This window comes from Nocardia sp. Tas62D01, assembly GCF_055232035.1.
This window is the reverse complement of the sequence record NZ_JBUYUZ010000001.1, coordinates 8,161,946-8,177,930: the sequence shown is the minus strand read 5'-3', so window position 1 is coordinate 8,177,930 and position 15,985 is coordinate 8,161,946. Positions and strand designations below refer to the sequence as shown.

The following is a 15,985-nucleotide window of genomic DNA, read 5'->3' as shown; positions in this document are numbered from 1 at the left end:
CTGGGCAGGCAGCGATCGCCGCCCGGAGTCTCACAGGTGTGTGGTGAGCCATTCGATGGTCTCCCGATAGACGATCACCCGTTCGCCAGACTTCTCCAAACAGTGATCGCCGCCGGGCACGATCACCCGTCGGACTGGACCGGCCACCAACTCCTCGGCGCGAGCGCTCTGCTCCACGGGCACCTCGGTGTCGGCATCGCCGTGGATCAACAGTACCGGGGCGCGCACTCCGGTCAACCCCCCAGATACGTCCCGGACCTCCAGCAACTCGGTGAGAAATGGCAGGCCGATCTCCTCGTCATCGCGGACGATGAATCCTCGGGCCCGGGCCTCGGCGAGACTCGCCCCGTCGACGTAGTTGTCGAAGACGTTGTCCAGCAGCCAGATCGCGGGCCACAGCAACACCAGCGCGTGCTCGCTGCCGTCCAGGCCGGCCAGCGCCGCGGTCGCGCCGAAGCTTTCTCCCACGATGCCGACACTCGACGGCATGTAGGTGGCGGCAAGGAATGCGCGGGCCGCCGACAGATCCTCGACTTGACGGGCGATGGTCATATCGCGGTAGCGTCCAGTGCTTTTGCCCGCGCCACGGATGTCGAACCGCAATGATCCGATGCCGTCAGCAGCAAGCCGCGAGGACAGCTCCCGGTAGAGGTCGGCCGGGCCGTCTTTGTCCCCGCCCGGCCCCCCGTGGAGTAACAGCACCCACCGTGCGGCACCGGACTTGGGTGCGACCGCGATCGCGTCCAATGCCGCGTCATTGAGGTATCCGAAGGGAGGCGAGGGTTGACGACACCAGTGCCGGCCAATCCCCGCCGCAACTCCTTCCTGCGGCCGTTCGTTCACGAGACACCCTGCCGCGCGCTACGTGGGATGACAGCACGATTCGCCGAGGGGCCGGGCTTACCGGCCCCGGTCCGGACCCGGTGGGTATGCGTGGTCGGGTGAAAGATTTTCGGATCTGGTTGTAAAGGGATTGCTCTCGGCGCGCCACTACTAGGGTGACGGCCGAGACGCATCGAGGGCTCGGCGCTGGATCCTGGAGGAGAGTCGCTGGGCTTGTCATGGGCATGGGGGTTGAAAGGGCAGGCTGGGCCTGGTGCTGTACCCGGAGGTGCATCGCCCCGGGCTGAACGGCCCGGTCGGTCAGGCGAGATTCTCCATCGCGAGCGTCACCAGGGCGGCGAAGTGGGCGTTTTCCTCGAGTTCGCCGCCCTCGCCGGGCCACCACTCGTACGCGGTCCATTCGCCGTCTGCCCCGGCGCTGTCCGCGTGCAGCAGCCAGTTACCTCCGGTGCCACCGTCGTCGAACCCGATCAGCAGGCACCTGTTCAGCACCGCGAGTTGGTCAGCGAAGAAGTCCAGGTCCGCCCATGCCTCCAGCAGTCCGGCTTCGAGGTCCGCCATCCAGCCGATCTCCTCGACTCCGAGCAGGTCGAGATTACCGATGGTGCTCCAGCCGTTGCTGGTCAGCAGGAAGTTCCGGTACGACGGCGGCAGCCGGACCCCGAGCCGCTCCTCGGCCGCCGCGATCGCCTCCTCGCTGGCCGGCTCGAAACCGAGCCATCCCGCCGCCCGTTGGGCAGGGCTCACCATATAGTGCGCCGTGCCGTTCAGCTCCGCTTTGCGGAGATAGTTCGAGTTCAGGAACTGTGTGCTGTAGTCGTGCAAGAACCCGCGCCACTCGGTGAGGGGCGACGATGCCGAGAGAGCCATGCTGGAAGTCCTTCTGTCAGGCCATGTTTCGCTGACATCCTCACATGGCCTCCGGCGCTCCACATTGGGTGAACCTCAGACCGGAACCACTACCCGCACAGCGTGTTCGGCGATGATCCGGCCGAAGAGCAGACATGAAGACACGATCAACGCGAACAGGATGGCCAGCTCTGGCCGACGAGCGCCCTTGACCGGTCCCCGATGACGGAACCACCCGGTTTTAGAGCCAGGTTGTTTTCGATCCGTATTCAGTTGATGCCGCAGGCCACCGGGTGGTGGCTGTGGCTGCAGCGGGCAGCGTACTCGGCCGGGGTCAGATAGCCCAGCGCCGAATGTCGATGTCGTCGGTTGTGGTCTACCTTGTAGTCGCCGATGACGACGCGGGCTTCGAGCAGGCTTGTCCAGTGGTTCCGGTCGAGGCATTCTTTGCGCAGCCGACGGTTGAACGATTCGACGAATCCGTTATTCCACGGCGTGCCCGGTGGGATGTAGATGATCCCGACCCGGTTTGCGCAAAACTGTTGCAGCGCATGGGAAATCATTTCCGGCCCGTTGTCCATCCGCAACACCGTCGGCGACCCACCATGAGTGGTGAAGACCTTCTCGAGCTCGGTGACGAGCCGCTCGGCGGTGATCGAGCGTTCAACCAGATGCAATAGTGATTCACGGGTGTGTTCATCGACCATCGACGCGATCTTCACCGCTCTTGACCGGTCCCCGATGACGGAACCACCCGGTTTTAGAGCCAGGTTGTTTTCGATCCGTATTCAGTTGATGCCGCAGGCCACCGGGTGGTGGCTGTGGCTGCAGCGGGCAGCGTACTCGGCCGGGGTCAGATAGCCCAGCGCCGAATGTCGATGTCGTCGGTTGTGGTCTACCTTGTAGTCGCCGATGACGACGCGGGCTTCGAGCAGGCTTGTCCAGTGGTTCCGGTCGAGGCATTCTTTGCGCAGCCGACGGTTGAACGATTCGACGAATCCGTTATTCCACGGCGTGCCCGGTGGGATGTAGATGATCCCGACCCGGTTTGCGCAAAACTGTTGCAGCGCATGGGAAATCATTTCCGGCCCGTTGTCCATCCGCAACACCGTCGGCGACCCACCATGAGTGGTGAAGACCTTCTCGAGCTCGGTGACGAGCCGCTCGGCGGTGATCGAGCGTTCAACCAGATGCAATAGTGATTCACGGGTGTGTTCATCGACCATCGACGCGATCTTCACCGCTCTGCCGTCGATGGTGGAATCGAACTGAAAATCCAACGCCCACACCACCTTCGGTGCATCCGCATCGACCGGCGGCATCGACGAAACGCCGGCCCGTTTACGCGGCTGGTGCTCACGCACCTGCAGCCCTTCCTCCCGCCAGAGCCGATGCACCTTCTTCTTGTTCACCGAGCTGCCCTCGTCGAACCGCAACCGCGCCCACGCCCGCCGGAACCCGTGACACGGGTTCTTCGTAGCATACGAGCGCAGCCAGGCCCGCAAACCGGCGTCCGGATCATCCGGGGTCTGCGCGAGGGGCAGCCGCCGATACGTCGAACGAGCAAGCCCAACGACCTTGCACGCGAACCGTTCCGACACGCCCTTCACTGCTGTGAGCATGTCGACGGCACGGCGCTTGGACGCTGGGCTCAGAATTTTCCCCGGCTGATCTCCCGCAGGGCGTCCTTTTCCAGCTCCGCCTCGGCCAGCAGCCGCTTGAGCCGGGAATTCTGCTCCCGCAGCTCCTTGAGCTCCTTCGCCGCATCGGTATCCATACCGCCGTAAGAGCGGCGCCAGTTGTACAACGTCGCCGCCGACACTTCCAGCTCTGCGGCGATCTCCTCGCCCGACTTACCGGCCGCGGCCAGCTCATCGGCACGGCGCAGCTTCCGCACGATCTCCTCCGCGGAATGCCGCTTCCGTCCTCCAGCCATGATCCCAATCGTCCCTTCTGGCCCCTACCAGGGCCAACAGGACTCTAATACCGAGCGGTCTCATTCATTGGGGACGGGCCACCCTGTCGCCTTGGTCTACAGCACATCCGGAGGCGCCGACACCCACCAGCAGGATCTACCCAGATAACGGCTGGGTCGCACTTTCGGCTCCACCCCAAGCACCACAACATCGAACGAGGAACGCATTGTCGATGCATTGACAACGCATTGAGGTCAGCCGAACCGGTGTGTGTTTCATAGACACACACCCAGCGACCATGCAAGAAGGTACGTCTCGGCGGGATCATCGCCCACATGGCATCCACCGGCGGAGACGGCTCAGACCGGCCGACTCCCCGGACCGCAGCGCGCTGCTGTGGGTCGGCCAGTACGGCCTCGGTGAGCGTTTTCAGTTCGTCGCCGCGGACCGAGCCCTCACTGGCCAGTGCACTTTCGATCGACAGGTCGGCCGGGCGGGCGGGCCGGGTCGGTGGTGTCTGGCTGCACCCGAACCGACAGCCGACAGCCAACCGATCACATCGATGATCGGTCGGCTCGGCCGACCCCGCGCACAGCGGAATTTCTGCGCACTGGAAAATCGGCCCGGGTGATCCCGCGGAATCAGCCGGCCGAGCCAGTCCCCGGTCGATGGGGCGGCACGACCGCCGCACCCGAGTAATTCGCATCGATGACGTAGCCGTTCACGAGCTTGTCATGATACTTGCCGGTGCCGTAGTGGGGCGGACAGTTCGTGTCCAGGAGCTTGTTCCGCTGGTGTGGGGATATCTGGTCGGTGTCCGGGACCAATGCCTGCGGCTCGTTGGGTTCGGAAGTGGCAACACAGACTGCCTCGAAATAAATCATGTAGGCGTTGTCGGAGTTATTGGTGCATTGGAGCTCTTCGCAATCGAGGCCCGGTGCGAGGTTGGGGGCCGACTGGGCGACCGCCTGGGGGACGAACAGTCCCGTGGCTGCGATGCCGAGGGCAGCGATGGTCATGGCTCTGGTCAGTCGATGATTCATTACTTGTCAACTCCGATCCGAATGAACGAAATGAATTGGCGGCACAGCGTGAGACTGCAACGGTACGCACGGCACTCTTGTCGGCGTGCGAACCGCTGCCGGGGCAGTCGGGTTAAAGGGGTCAAGAGATGATGTCGGCCAGACGTTTCAGGTCGTCGATATCGTCGGTTCCCGTGTTGAAGATGACGTCGTCGGCGCCGATGTCGGTGAACGCCGAGATCGCGTCGGTGATCATCGCCGGTGAGGTGCAAACCGCCGCGGAGATCATGCCGGCCAACTCTGCACCGGTCGCCTTGTAGTAGTCGTAGACGTTCCGCTGTCCGGCCTCGCCGTCGCCGAGGGAGTAGTACACCAGTGCGACCAGTCGCGGCGAGCCTTCCCGACCGGCCTTGCGCCAGGCTGCCCTGGCCGCGTCGAAGGTCGGGGCGACAGCTGGCGCGGGCAGTGAGCCGCCGACGTAGCCTTGGCCCCACCGTGCCATCCTGTCGAACGCGGCTGGTGCGAATCCGCCGAACAACATCGGAACCTGCCGAGTCCCCGCCGGTACGGCGGGGTTCGGGCCCCCTCCGACCGGCTTACCGTCCCAAATGGTGCGGAAGGTCTCCAGATCACGGTCGAGCCGGGCGCCCCGGTCCTGCGATCCGTGTCCTTCGACGATGTAGTCGTCCGGGCGTGCGCCGACTCCGAGGCCGACGGTCAATCTGCCGCCTGATACGCCGTCGATTCCGGCCAGTTCCTTGGCCAGCAGCGTTCCCGGCCATGTAGGGCCGAGTAGCACGCCACTGACGAGCTCGATCCGGCTGGTCACGGCTGCCGCCGCGGCGAGGGCGACCGTGTCGGAGATACCAGGATAGGCGTACCGGCCGACAGTGCTCAGCGAGGAGAAACCCGCCTCCTCCGCCTGTCTGGCCCACTCGGGGATCACCCCGGGACGCATGTTCCGGACCTGATTGGGAAGTCCCGTGCCGATGTTCATCGTTCACCGAGTATGCGGCTGATCGCGGGCAGCACGTCGCCGGGATTGCGAACCAGGATCATCTTGGCCTTGGGCGCTTCGGCGTGGATGATGTTCAGGACCCGGTTGAACCACGCCGTCGTCTCCTCGGTCGGCGGGTCCTGGGGGTTCTGGCCGCTGATGAAGCTGCCGATCGCCACACCGTCGTAGTCGGTGGCGTTCAACTCCTCGATCAGCCGGGCATCACCTGCCTCGTCGTCGGTCACGACGATCGAGCCGCCCTCCTGGCCGGCCTCCTTGAAGCGCTCATTGATCGCCGCGGCGATCTCGGGGTGCTTGCCGAAGCCCAGCACCCGCCAGCCCTGCGTACCTTGCACTGTCGACATCCTGTTCCAGCCCCTAACATTTAGATAGATTATAAGTTGAATCAACCAACAGCGAGTCTAGCCAAAATGGATGGCGCATGCCAAGGCAACGCAACGCACCTACCGCTCGCCGCCAGTCGAACATTCGCTGCTCGGGCAGTGTGTAAGTCGCTGATCAGGGTTGTGGTGTGGTGGCTCGGTCGAGCAGTTCGGGGTGGCAGGCTTGGGCCATCCTGGCGAGCCCGTCTCGCCACGCCACCTGGGTGTGGCCGATGAGGTCGTGCATTCTGGTGAGGTCGCAGGTCACGCTGCTCAGCGTGTGCGGGGTCGGTGCCAGCGTGTGGTCCAGGCCGGTGAGTTCGCCCAGGTATGCACACCATTCCTCGATGTTCGAGACCTCATCACCGGCCCAGTTGACGATCGTGGCCGGCGTCCGGGCGGCGTCCAAGAGCGCGGGGAGCATCGCCACCATATCGTCGAGGTGGATGGGCTGGTATTGGCTCGGACCATCCTCGTGCACGGGAATCGGAGCGCCCGCCACCATCGCTTCCAACATGAAGAAGGGCCATCCACCCCGATCGCTGTAGGGGACGTTCAGCCGCGCGATGGTGGTCGGCAGTTTCAGTCGGCGGGCGCACGAGCGGGCCATGGCCTCGGCCGCGATCTTCGAGATGCTGTAGGTCGCAAACATCTCGCCGCCGCCGCGGTGGTTGTCGCCCAGCGGATCGTTCTCGGCGAATCGGCGATGACCGTCGGGCTGGTAGACCGCGGTCGTGGAGCAGTGCAGTACGGCCTTGGCGGTACGGCATGCGGACATCAACGCCCCGAGACCGTCGACGTTCACGTCGAGGTCCACACCCCAGTCGTTGGTCCGCGATACCGCGAAATTGAGTACGTAGTCGACATCGGGCAGTGCGGGCAGGTCCGTGTCCGTGAGGTCGGCCTGCACGGTGTGCACACCGGCATCCTCCAGGGTCGCTCGAACCGGCGTATCGCCGAACCGGCCGACTGCCCACACCTCGTTCGTTCGTGCCAGCTCCTTCGCGATCGGCTGTCCCACCATTCCCGTGGCGCCGGTCATCACTATCTTGCTGTCATGCAGCATTGTTGGTTCCTTCCGAGGTGATGGCGAGGCGACCGATCATGAATCGGCTGTGCGGCTGCATCGTGTGGACTGTGTTGATGATCGCTTCGAGCAGCGGGGTGTCGGTGGCCACGAGGCAGATCTCGGCGCCGATGAATACGGTGTCGTAGCGGTTGGCGGCGAGTGCTCGGCGGACCGCGTCGATACCAGAGGCGCCGGTTTCGATGAGACAGTTGTCCACTCGATGTCCGGTGCCGCGCAGGCGAGTGGCGTTGTCGGCGTTGGCTTTTCGGATATCGGCCGCGGTGAGCGCCGGTAATCGAGCGAAACCGGCCCAGCCGGGGTTGAGGGTATCGTGATGTAGGACGATCTGGATCGCCGTGGCGGGTGTACTCGTCGAGCGTTCGTGGTGCTCGTCCGGTGTCGGTGATGCCGGGGGCACGAGGCGCGATGAGTCTGCGGTGGACTGTGATGCGAGCAGAGTGGGGTCGTGGTGAAGAATGCGTTGTTCGAGCGTCTGTAGGGCGGGGCCGGGATCGGTGCCGGTGTCGGCGTAGAGGTACCGGCGGGCTTGGCGCAGGGCGTTCAGTGCCTCGGTTTGGCGGCCGCCGCGGTACAGGCCCAGAGCCAGGAGTTCCCAGCGTCGTTCCCGGTAGGGAGCGGCGTCGACGGCGTGGGTGAGGGCCGCGACCGCGGAGGCGGTGTCGCCGAGCGTCAGCCGCGCGGCCTGTAATTCCTCGACCGCAGTGTCGCGCAACTCGGCCAAGCGGGCCCGGGTGCCGGTCAGTTCGGGTTGTTCCGCGAGGTCCTGCCACGGGGCACCGCGCCACAGCGCTACCGCGGATTCGAGGTCGGCGACCGCGGCCGCGGGGTCGTTGCCGGCGAGGTGTTGCTGCGCGCGAACCACCAAGGCCGACAGGAGACCGTGATCGGTCAGCGATACCGGGATGGCCAGGGCGTACCCGTGGTGATGGCGGTGCAGATACCGGTGCCCGTACGGGCCCAGCCCGACGCGCAGGCGGCTGATGATGGTGCGCAATGCTTGGGTGATGTTGCCGGGGCGTCGATCACCCCAGACCTGTTCGATCAGCTCGTCGTCCGGGATGGGCGCACCCACACCCGTGGACAGCGCCGCGAGTACCTTACGCGTACGGGGACCGCCCAGATCGGCTGCGACACCGTCGATCTCGATCTCGATGGGCCCCAGGATCCGACAGAACAGTGCGGATACTTCCGGCTCGGCGTCCGAACCCGACCCGACCGGGACACCACGACCGGGCAATCCGATACCGCATCGACCGTGCTCGTGACGCTGGGCGTCGGCGGCGTGCCCAATCCGTCCGGCACCAGCCAACTCCTCAACAAGATCCATGGCAGAACTCATGCTGGGATCCGTACGAGTACGCATCGCGAGTCAGTGGTCATGGTGGCGACTCTCTCGGTCCTGCTCATCGCGCAGCAGCTGCTGCTCTAGGTCCTGCTGGGTCTGCTCCGAATCGCTAATACTCAGGACATTCCAGAAAATCGGGTGCGCACCGGGCCCGCAATCACGGGTGTAGTGCGCCTTGCTCTGCGGGGTCATCCTTTGATGCACACTGAGATTTGCGAAGTTGGTGCACGTCAGGCCGATGTCCACCGACGCCTCGGTGATGTCGTTGTTGGTGCAGTCCACTTCCAGCCGCGAGCCGACCGGCCCCCAGGTACACGGCACCAGCGTCGAGGCATTCGCGGGACCGGCCCCGAGCAGCATCGGAGCGCTCGCCCCGACACCGGCTATCACCGCAATCACCGCGAGTCGCCGGGCCGCACTCAGCAGGATGTCGCGGTTCGCGCGCCACGGGAAACCGGAGGTGCCCATTTTCTTTTCAGTCATTGAACTCTGCTCTTCCACAATCGAATACGTTCGTTGAATGGTCTAACTTCATGGCTACGGGGTGTCGACCTGCTGATCCGTCGAAACGATCACTGCCGAACCCTTTTTCAGCGTGGCCGTAACGCGGGTGCTGATATACCTGCCACGCTCGGGGGCGGGTTCGCGGTGATGTCCCAGAGAGTGCCCGACCAATTGTTCGGGACGCCATCGCAATAGATCGCGGACTCCCCGAAGGGCCGCAGGGCGCTGTCAGGTTCCGAGTCCGCAACAGAAATGTCGGCCTGCCCGCCCCCATCACAGGTTGCAGAACCGTTGATCGCCAATAGATTGATGTCCCAGCCCACCAGGGGCGCAACGGAGATCGAGTCGGGAGCTGAGCCGACGCGGTTGCCGCGACGATCCCGTAGCAACTCACCGTCGCGGCGGAAACGGACAGCGACGATCGCGGCCGGTGGTCGAACATGGTTGCGCTCCCTGTATCGAATGCTCATTGGAAAACATGAATCGTCATGGTGCGCAGCGCATTCCAGTGCGCAGCCGGGCACCGGCGGCCCGGGTTCTCATATCCGGTCGCGCAGCGGTGTTCCGGCTCGGTCGACGATGGCTTGTAGCGCCTCGGCGTGGGCGTGCAGGCGTTGCAGGCCGTGCTCGGTGGCGCACACGGTTGTCTTGGGGATCCGACCGGAATAGGTGCGTCGCTGCTCGATGTAGCCATCCTTGCGGAGAGTGGTCAACTGCTTGGACAGAGCCGAGTCCGACAACGCGACCGCATCACGCAGGAACGCGAAATCGCACCACTGCGCCGCGGACAGCACCGACATCACCGCCAGCCGCGTCGGGTCCGACAGCAGCCGATCCAGCTCCGGGCCGCTCACCGGCCCGGCCGCCGCCCATCGACCAATCGCTGGCTCAGGGCAAACAGTCCGGTGGCCACGACCCCATAGAGCAGCCCAGTCACCGTGTTCGGATAGCCCGGAACCCCGATCGTCGAGGCGATCGCATGACCGAAACCGGCGCCATATCGCGCGGCCAGCCACCCGATCACCGCCACGGCGAACAGCAACGCGAACTTCTCCCGGGGCGCGAACGACTGCGTAGGGGCGACCCCGCGCGCCAGGCTCAGCGGCGCCGCCCCACCGACCAGCCTGACCACCACCGCGGCCAGCAACATGACGATGATCGCTGCCGCGATCACCTTGGCGCCACTGATACCGACGAAGTCGTTCGCCGCCGTCGCCCCGGCGGAGAAGACGAACACCGCCACGTAAAACCCGCCCGGCAGCCGTGCCGCCCGTGTCGTGCGCTCCTGGTGCGCCTGCATCAGCGCGAGCGCCTCCTGTGCCTGTCGTTGATCCTCGCCCATCTCATCTCTCCCATCGACTACTTGCCTGATTGGAAACTACACACTTCTTTCCGTAGAGGCAAGCAGTAAACCGGCATGCGCGCCCATGCTCATCGATGTCGAGGCGTTGCCGGATGGCTGCGAGACAGAGTTCGTGGAGCCGGGTGAGCGTGGTCGGGCCGGGATTGGCGAAGGGGGCAGACACCTCGGATGCGCTTGGTTGGCTGCGGCCTCGGAGCCACCCGCCGCAGTCTGAACCGAGCCGGGGTACGCACGAGTGCTGGGCCGCGGTGGCCACGCTGAGCGGCCTGTTCGAGGACCTGTTCGCCGGTACGGGCCGCTGCCACCGAGGACGAGCATCAGTCACGAGGGTTGCTCCGCGGTCGGTTCGGGGTTCAGGCGGCGGTCGCGCGGTCGGCGATGGCGGCGGCGAGTTCGCGGGCCCGGTCGTGGGCGCTGGCCATGGAGGCTTCATGTTTCGGCAGCAGCGCGGCCAGGGCCGGGGCGTGGGGCACCATGGTCAGCTCGGGGATCACGGTGGTGACGTCGAGGCCGAGCATGTCCTGGCGGCCGAGCACGGCTTCGAGGGTGGGCACGACGTAGTCCAGGCCGTGCTTGGGTGCGCCGGGACCGTAGCCGCCGCCGCGCGCGGAGATCACCACGGCGGGACGACCGGCAGACGGCGCGGGCCCCTCGTGGCTCATGGTGCGACCGAAGACCATGAGCTGGTCCAGCCATGCCTTGAACACCGACGGCATCGTCAGGTTGTACATCGGCACGGTGAAGAGATAGGCGCTCGCGCCGAGGAACTCCTCGATCAGCGCGTCTTGCATCGCGGCCGCCTCGGCCTGTTCGGTCGTGTGCTGAGCGGGGTCGGTGCCACGTGCGCTGATACCGGCCGCGGACAGATGAGGCACGGGCGAAACAGCCAGGTCGCGGTGGACGACCTTGCCGCTCCAGCCGTCGAGGAAAGACTGCGCGACCTGACGCGAGACCGAGGCCTCGCCGAGCGAGGAGGAGTCGATGTGAAGCAGGTACGACATGGTTGGGTCCTTTTCTGAGTGGTTGAGGGCGTGCTCGGGTGATTCGAGAGCGGGCCTGTGCCATGGGGGTTGTTGTCGTGGATTGGTGTGGTCGCCGGAAGGGTGTTACATACTGGTAGTGCGGTTGCACCCCGGATGAGAGGTATTTGTGATGGCGTCAGCGCGACAGATCGCTGGTCCGTGCCAGACATGGCCGCAGGACAGCGCGTTCATCCGCGAAGTCCTCGACCGCATCGGCGACAAGTGGACCGTGCTGATCGTCAGCACCCTGAGCAGCGGTCCGTTGCGCTACTCGGACTTGCAGGCGAGCGTCCCGGGGATCTCCCAGCGGATGCTGACCCAGACGCTCAAGCACCTCGAACGTGATGGGCTGATCACCCGGACCGCGTACCCCGAGGTCCCGCCAAGGGTGGAGTACGAGCTGACCGATCTGGGCCGGTCGCTGATGGACGCGGTCATGGCGATGGCCGGCTGGGCCGCCGCCCACCACCGCGAGATCGCCGCCCACCGGGCCGCCAGCGAGCTGACCGGAGTCGGCCGAGACAAGACCCCGGTCAGCGCGTAGACGAACCGCGGAGGTGGTGTTCACCGCGCGTCGTGCGTGGCCGTCTCGTCGAGAGCCGCAGCGCCGACTGCCTCGTCGGTGGGGTCGATGTGGCAGACCCCGGTGTCGGGCTCGCACCACCCACCGGCAGGGGCCGCCACGATCTGCAGGGCATTCTTCGGCTCGGCTGTATCCACTGTTCGCTCGCTCATGACACACGCTCGCCCGGCACTGGCCCGGCCACCTGCTCCAGCAACTGGCCGTAGACCGGAACCTTCTGGGCCCCAGGGGCGGCAACCCGCCGGTCGAGCACAACGAACGGGACACCGGTCGCGCCCAGCTGCACACCTTCGGTCCGGTCAGCGCGCACACGGTCGGCGTACTCACCGCTCGCGAGGATCGCGTGCACTCGCTCACCGTCCAGCCCGACCGACTCCGCGACCCCGGCCAGGGCGTCAGGGTCGTAAGGGTTGAGGGTGCCGGCGAAGAAGCCGTCCTGGACAGCCGAGAAGAACTCGAATCCCAGCCCCTCGTCGTTGGCGTACTGCACCACGCGGTGCAGGTCGAAGGTGTTGGCACTGAGACGGTCCAGCGTGAATTCGAGGCCCTCCTTGGGGGCGATCGCCTGGATCCGGCGCTCTGCCGCCAGGAAGTGGGCGGCGGTTCCGCCGTGGGCACGAAGGAAGGCTTCCTGGACCGTTTCCGGCTGCTTCGGCGCGGCCGGGTTCAGCTCGAATGACCGCATCACGACCGTGAACCGATTCGCGTCCGGGCGCTGCGCGATCGCGGTCCGGAGCCGGTGCTTACCGACATAGCACCACGGGCAACCCAGGTCGGACCACATCTCGATGACGATCTGCGCTCCCTCGGGGTGCGCTAGCTGCTCAACCATCTTCCTTCCTCACCTCACTACTAGTGCGTAACACCATCATGAGTGAGTAACAGAGGGCTTACAAAAGGCACTTTCAAGTGCGTGAGCATCACCCGACAGGCACTACACCCTGATCTGCGAAGAGCCGGCAAAGATTGCTCGTCATTGCCACCGCTATGGGAACCGGCTGGTACGACATGACCAATCGCCTGAGCGCCCAGGTTTATGCGGCCGGGATCCTGGAGAGAAGTCACAATGCCGGTGCGGTGGCGGCGTAATTCAGTATCCGCCACGGGGGTCGCAGCTGGACCGTTCACACCGTCGGCGGTGCCGCTGTCGGCGGCTCGGGGGACTGCTTCCGGGAGGGCTCCAGCAACGCGCTGATCATCGCTGCGGCATGCCAGCGTTCGAACGCGCGGTGGCTCCAGCCGCGCTCGGTGACCAGGCGGCGATAGTTCGTCGGCTGGATCTGCAGCCACAGCACGTCGGCGCAGTCACGGCGGGAGAGGTCGTGGCGCAATGACCCTATCGCCTCCACAGCCGCGACGACGCTGCGCGCGCACGTGAGCACCTCCTGCTGGCTGGACTCCAGCAGTTGCGCCAGTTCGGGATCGGTCTGGGCGGCGTGTTCGAGGACAAGTTGCAACGGCCCGAGCCGACGCGACATGGCAGCGGTGAACGCAGCGAACTCCTCGAGCAGTCGGTGTGGATCCGCTATCGCCAGCAGCGTGTTGAAGCGGTCGTCCTTGACGGTCAAGTTACCGCCGGTAGTCGCGTCTTGATGGGCGAGCGCGAACAACCGGGCCTTGTTCCCGACACCGAAGACCGTCGCGCGTGAGACACCGGCCCGCGCCGCTATCTGCTCGCTCGTGGCGCCGGCGTATCCCTGCTCCACGAACACCACCGCGGCGGCCTCGACCACGGCCGCCTGGGTGCGCCGTGCGGCTTCCTCGCGCATCGGCGAACGGTATGTGCGTTCGGATCTTTTGACGTCGGCCATATTTTTGGCGACACTCCCAGTCTATTCATTCGGCTGCTGGTCGAATAAACTATATAGGAGCACGTAGCCCAGGAACCGTGTTGATCTTGAAAGAAGCCCGTGGCTGATGATTCTTCCTGCTACGGAACGAATCTCACACAGCTAAGGGCCGAAGGCTGCCACCAAGTTCCTCAACCGGGATGGCCTGGTGCTGTCATGTCGCATCGACCGGCGGTAGTTTCAGCGCGGCGGCGGGGCGGGGTGGATCTCGAAAACCGCGACCCGGTCGGCGGCCGCGGCGAAGGCGTCGGGATCGGGGCTGCTGACGATGCCGACCTGGGCGAACATCGGTGCTCCTCTCGGAACCTCCCGCGGATAGGCGCGCATGACCTGCTCTTTCAGCGCGCTGTCGGTGACCTCGACGAGCGTCACGGGCTCGCGGCGGCGTCCCCGGGACAGGTGGCCGTGCCCGGCGGCCCGGACGTTGCGGGCCCAGTCGGAATCCGGCAGCCCGGCCACGACATACCGACGGCCGCCGAACGTCAGCGGCGAGACCGCGGTGGAACGCGGCTTGCCGGTGCGCCGTCCCGGCACCGTGAGCACACAGACCGGCCCCATCGTGAACCCGAAGCGCGACAGGACGCCGACCGCGCGGTTGGCGGTGCGGAACCAGCGCGGCAGGGGCTTGACGTCTGGCATGGTAAAGATCCCTTCGATCGCTGGATCGGCGGCATGGACGTGGGGCCGCCGGACCCGGATAACGTCGTCGGGCCGCATATGAGGTCAGGGGGCCACGGTCAGCGGTTCTCCGGGGCTGATGACCGTGACCGGGACGTCGGTGACGAGGCGGCGGACGGCCTCGACGAAATGAGCGGGATCCTTGTCGCTCATGAGGAACAGCCTGTCGCCCATCGCGCCGCCGGTGAAGGCGTAGTGCTGCGGCACCGCCAGCTTCGGGCGCAGGGCGGCGGTGAGCTCGGCCGCCTCTTCGGCGTTCATGACGACCTGCTTGTTGCCCGCCATCCGGATGCGCAGGCCGTTGACGGGAAGCAGCGCCACGTCCAGCGGGCCGTACCGCTCGGTCAGAGTACGCAGCTCCGGGACGAGCAGGGTGTCCCCGGCGAAGTAGACGCGACGCCCACCGCCGCTGATCACATACGTCACCTCGTAGCAGCCGTGCTTGCCGGGGGCAGCGGCGATGGTCAGGTCGCCGACCTGGGCCGACTGCCATGGCTCCAGCGCGCGGACGTTGGTGAATCCCGCCTTGCGGGCCAACTCGACCACCGGTCCCGCGACGAGGAAGGGCACGTCCTTGTCGGGGTAGCGGCGGAAGGCGTCGAGGTCGCAGTGATCGTAGTGCTCGTGGCTGATCACGACCGCGTCCAGGTGCGGCAGGGTCTCCGGCTGGAAGGCGATGGGCTCGCCCGGGTAGTAGAAGAGCTTCTGGCTGAACCAGGGGTCGGTGAGCACGGTCAGGTCGCCGAACTGGATCAGGTGGCAACTGTGGGTGACCCGGGTGATGACGAGCGGCTCGGTCATGACTGTTTCCCTAAGTTTGTAGGTGTCCGGGGTTGGTGCCCCGGATGCCCGGGGTGGTGGGGTGTAGCTGATGACTGTTTGCCTGCTGGTGAGGCTTGAAAGGACTGGCTGCCCCACCGCCTGGGACGCTCCGGCCGCTGATTGAGAGCTGATGCGGATCGTCGCTGTTTAGGGATCTGACGGCGGGGTTGTCCAGGGGATCGAAGCGCAGTGGCAGGAGTGTGTGGGTGGTAGAGCGCCCGGAGATCTGGATCGGGATCGATGTCGGGAAGCAGGCCCATCACGCCTGTGCGGTCGATAGCGCGGGCAAGAAGGTGTTCAGCCAGAAACTGCTCAACGACCAGGCCGCGATCGAACAGCTGATCGTCCGCGCCCGCGATGCCGCGCAGCAGGTGCGGTGGGCGATCGATTTGACCAGTCCGATGGCGTTGCTGCTGATCACGGTGCTGCTGTCCGCTGGTCAGGACGTCACTTATGTGCCCGGCCGGGTGGTGAACACGATGACCCACGGATTTCGCGGGGAGGGTAAGACCGACGCCCGCGATGCGCGGGTGATCGCCGAAACAGCCCGCATGCGCACCGATTTCACGCAGGTCAGGATGCCCGACGAACTGATCGCTGGGCTCAGGACGCTGACCAGCTACCGTGCCGACCTGATGGACGACTGGGTCGCGGGCGTCAACCGGCTGCGGGCACTGCGCGGATCGATCTTCCCGGCGCTCGAGGCCGCGTCCTATCG

General features: G+C 65.6%; 19 protein-coding genes and 1 pseudogene. 2 read left to right on the top strand and 18 right to left on the bottom strand.

The annotated features are described in order from the left end of the window. Positions 1 to 30: 30 nt before the first annotated feature. From ACV7NQ_RS39430 to ACV7NQ_RS39370, 13 genes are all read right to left on the bottom strand, one after another. The gene (locus tag ACV7NQ_RS39430) at positions 31 to 843 is read right to left on the bottom strand and encodes an alpha/beta hydrolase family protein (RefSeq protein ID WP_463364174.1); all 813 of its coding nucleotides are present in this window, start codon (positions 841 to 843) and stop codon (positions 31 to 33) included. Between the two features lie 300 nt (positions 844 to 1,143). After that, positions 1,144 to 1,713, bottom strand: a complete 570-nt coding sequence (locus tag ACV7NQ_RS39425; RefSeq protein WP_463364173.1) for an SMI1/KNR4 family protein — start codon at positions 1,711 to 1,713, stop codon at positions 1,144 to 1,146. 248 nt (positions 1,714 to 1,961) lie between these two features. Continuing rightward, positions 1,962 to 2,414 (bottom strand): transposase, encoded by a 453-nt coding sequence (locus ACV7NQ_RS39420; protein ID WP_463364172.1) that lies wholly within the window; start codon positions 2,412 to 2,414, stop codon positions 1,962 to 1,964. A 66-nt stretch (positions 2,415 to 2,480) separates the two neighbouring features. Continuing rightward, positions 2,481 to 3,628 (bottom strand): IS3 family transposase gene (locus tag ACV7NQ_RS39415; protein ID WP_463358517.1). Its coding sequence is split into 2 segments (ribosomal slippage): positions 2,481 to 3,358 and positions 3,358 to 3,628, totalling 1,149 coding nucleotides; the frame shifts between segments, so codons are not numbered across the junction. A 621-nt stretch (positions 3,629 to 4,249) separates the two neighbouring features. Further along, positions 4,250 to 4,627 carry a hypothetical protein gene (locus ACV7NQ_RS39410; protein ID WP_463364171.1) on the bottom strand — a complete coding sequence of 126 codons (378 nt, stop codon included), beginning with the start codon at positions 4,625 to 4,627 and terminating at the stop codon, positions 4,250 to 4,252. Between the two features lie 145 nt (positions 4,628 to 4,772). After that, positions 4,773 to 5,627, bottom strand: a complete 855-nt coding sequence (locus tag ACV7NQ_RS39405) for an LLM class flavin-dependent oxidoreductase (RefSeq protein ID WP_463364170.1) — start codon at positions 5,625 to 5,627, stop codon at positions 4,773 to 4,775. Further along, complete coding sequence (locus ACV7NQ_RS39400; RefSeq protein ID WP_463364169.1) at positions 5,624 to 5,983, bottom strand: hypothetical protein; 360 nt, start codon at positions 5,981 to 5,983, stop codon at positions 5,624 to 5,626. Before ACV7NQ_RS39400 ends, ACV7NQ_RS39405 begins: the two co-directional genes overlap by 4 nt. Before the next feature lie 163 nt (positions 5,984 to 6,146). Then, complete coding sequence (locus ACV7NQ_RS39395; RefSeq protein WP_463364168.1) at positions 6,147 to 7,076, bottom strand: NAD-dependent epimerase/dehydratase family protein; 930 nt, start codon at positions 7,074 to 7,076, stop codon at positions 6,147 to 6,149. Then, positions 7,066 to 8,439, bottom strand: a complete 1,374-nt coding sequence (locus ACV7NQ_RS39390) for an AfsR/SARP family transcriptional regulator (protein WP_463364167.1) — start codon at positions 8,437 to 8,439, stop codon at positions 7,066 to 7,068. Before ACV7NQ_RS39390 ends, ACV7NQ_RS39395 begins: the two co-directional genes overlap by 11 nt. 30 nt (positions 8,440 to 8,469) lie before the next feature. Next, positions 8,470 to 8,928 carry a hypothetical protein gene (locus tag ACV7NQ_RS39385; RefSeq protein WP_463364166.1) on the bottom strand — a complete coding sequence of 153 codons (459 nt, stop codon included), beginning with the start codon at positions 8,926 to 8,928 and terminating at the stop codon, positions 8,470 to 8,472. A 560-nt stretch (positions 8,929 to 9,488) separates the two neighbouring features. Next, positions 9,489 to 9,803 (bottom strand): transcriptional regulator, encoded by a 315-nt coding sequence (locus ACV7NQ_RS39380; protein ID WP_463364165.1) that lies wholly within the window; start codon positions 9,801 to 9,803, stop codon positions 9,489 to 9,491. Beyond that, positions 9,800 to 10,291 (bottom strand): hypothetical protein, encoded by a 492-nt coding sequence (locus tag ACV7NQ_RS39375; protein WP_463364164.1) that lies wholly within the window; start codon positions 10,289 to 10,291, stop codon positions 9,800 to 9,802. The genes ACV7NQ_RS39380 and ACV7NQ_RS39375 overlap by 4 nt, the downstream gene beginning before the upstream one ends. Before the next feature lie 374 nt (positions 10,292 to 10,665). Further along, complete coding sequence (locus ACV7NQ_RS39370) at positions 10,666 to 11,313, bottom strand: FMN-dependent NADH-azoreductase (RefSeq protein ID WP_463364163.1); 648 nt, start codon at positions 11,311 to 11,313, stop codon at positions 10,666 to 10,668. 151 nt (positions 11,314 to 11,464) lie between these two features. Between ACV7NQ_RS39370 and ACV7NQ_RS39365 the strand changes: the two genes are divergently transcribed. Further along, the gene (locus ACV7NQ_RS39365; protein ID WP_463364162.1) at positions 11,465 to 11,878 is read left to right on the top strand and encodes a winged helix-turn-helix transcriptional regulator; all 414 of its coding nucleotides are present in this window, start codon (positions 11,465 to 11,467) and stop codon (positions 11,876 to 11,878) included. A 20-nt stretch (positions 11,879 to 11,898) separates the two neighbouring features. Here the strand turns inward: ACV7NQ_RS39365 and ACV7NQ_RS39360 are convergent, their stop codons facing one another. The 5 genes from ACV7NQ_RS39360 to ACV7NQ_RS39340 form a co-directional block, all read right to left on the bottom strand. Beyond that, on the bottom strand, positions 11,899 to 12,054 hold the full coding sequence (locus tag ACV7NQ_RS39360) for a hypothetical protein (protein WP_463364161.1): 156 nt from the start codon (positions 12,052 to 12,054) through the stop codon (positions 11,899 to 11,901). 11 nt (positions 12,055 to 12,065) lie between these two features. After that, positions 12,066 to 12,749 (bottom strand): DsbA family oxidoreductase, encoded by a 684-nt coding sequence (locus tag ACV7NQ_RS39355; protein ID WP_463364160.1) that lies wholly within the window; start codon positions 12,747 to 12,749, stop codon positions 12,066 to 12,068. A 292-nt stretch (positions 12,750 to 13,041) separates the two neighbouring features. After that, positions 13,042 to 13,686: a TetR/AcrR family transcriptional regulator gene (locus tag ACV7NQ_RS39350; RefSeq protein ID WP_463364159.1), complete on the bottom strand. Its 645-nt coding sequence runs from the start codon at positions 13,684 to 13,686 to the stop codon at positions 13,042 to 13,044. A gap of 261 nt (positions 13,687 to 13,947) precedes the next feature. Next, a complete protein-coding gene (locus tag ACV7NQ_RS39345) occupies positions 13,948 to 14,406 on the bottom strand; it encodes a nitroreductase family deazaflavin-dependent oxidoreductase (RefSeq protein WP_463364158.1) in 459 nt (152 codons plus the stop codon). 84 nt (positions 14,407 to 14,490) lie between these two features. Next, positions 14,491 to 15,246 carry an MBL fold metallo-hydrolase gene (locus ACV7NQ_RS39340; RefSeq protein ID WP_463364157.1) on the bottom strand — a complete coding sequence of 252 codons (756 nt, stop codon included), beginning with the start codon at positions 15,244 to 15,246 and terminating at the stop codon, positions 14,491 to 14,493. A 227-nt stretch (positions 15,247 to 15,473) separates the two neighbouring features. On the opposite strand from ACV7NQ_RS39340, the pseudogene ACV7NQ_RS39335 reads away from it, so the two are divergent. After that, a pseudogene (locus ACV7NQ_RS39335) lies at positions 15,474 to 15,977 on the top strand (IS110 family transposase); the annotation flags it as partial. Positions 15,978 to 15,985: the final 8 nt, after the last annotated feature.

Excerpts from the sequence above, each read along its gene's own strand:
- ACV7NQ_RS39425 (WP_463364173.1), bottom strand. The coding sequence starts at position 1,713 with ATGGCTCTCTCGGCATCGTCGCCCCTCACCGAGTGGCGCGGGTTCTTG.
- ACV7NQ_RS39410 (WP_463364171.1), bottom strand. The coding sequence starts at position 4,627 with ATGACCATCGCTGCCCTCGGCATCGCAGCCACGGGACTGTTCGTCCCC.
- ACV7NQ_RS39395 (WP_463364168.1), bottom strand. The coding sequence starts at position 7,076 with ATGCTGCATGACAGCAAGATAGTGATGACCGGCGCCACGGGAATGGTG.
- ACV7NQ_RS39340 (WP_463364157.1), bottom strand. The coding sequence starts at position 15,246 with ATGACCGAGCCGCTCGTCATCACCCGGGTCACCCACAGTTGCCACCTG.
- ACV7NQ_RS39365 (WP_463364162.1), top strand. The coding sequence starts at position 11,465 with ATGGCGTCAGCGCGACAGATCGCTGGTCCGTGCCAGACATGGCCGCAG.
- ACV7NQ_RS39405 (WP_463364170.1), bottom strand. The coding sequence starts at position 5,627 with ATGAACATCGGCACGGGACTTCCCAATCAGGTCCGGAACATGCGTCCC.
- ACV7NQ_RS39355 (WP_463364160.1), bottom strand. The coding sequence starts at position 12,749 with ATGGTTGAGCAGCTAGCGCACCCCGAGGGAGCGCAGATCGTCATCGAG.
- ACV7NQ_RS39350 (WP_463364159.1), bottom strand. The coding sequence starts at position 13,686 with ATGCGCGAGGAAGCCGCACGGCGCACCCAGGCGGCCGTGGTCGAGGCC.
- ACV7NQ_RS39390 (WP_463364167.1), bottom strand. The coding sequence starts at position 8,439 with ATGAGTTCTGCCATGGATCTTGTTGAGGAGTTGGCTGGTGCCGGACGG.
- ACV7NQ_RS39370 (WP_463364163.1), bottom strand. The coding sequence starts at position 11,313 with ATGTCGTACCTGCTTCACATCGACTCCTCCTCGCTCGGCGAGGCCTCG.
- ACV7NQ_RS39385 (WP_463364166.1), bottom strand. The coding sequence starts at position 8,928 with ATGACTGAAAAGAAAATGGGCACCTCCGGTTTCCCGTGGCGCGCGAAC.
- ACV7NQ_RS39375 (WP_463364164.1), bottom strand. The coding sequence starts at position 10,291 with ATGGGCGAGGATCAACGACAGGCACAGGAGGCGCTCGCGCTGATGCAG.
- ACV7NQ_RS39345 (WP_463364158.1), bottom strand. The coding sequence starts at position 14,406 with ATGCCAGACGTCAAGCCCCTGCCGCGCTGGTTCCGCACCGCCAACCGC.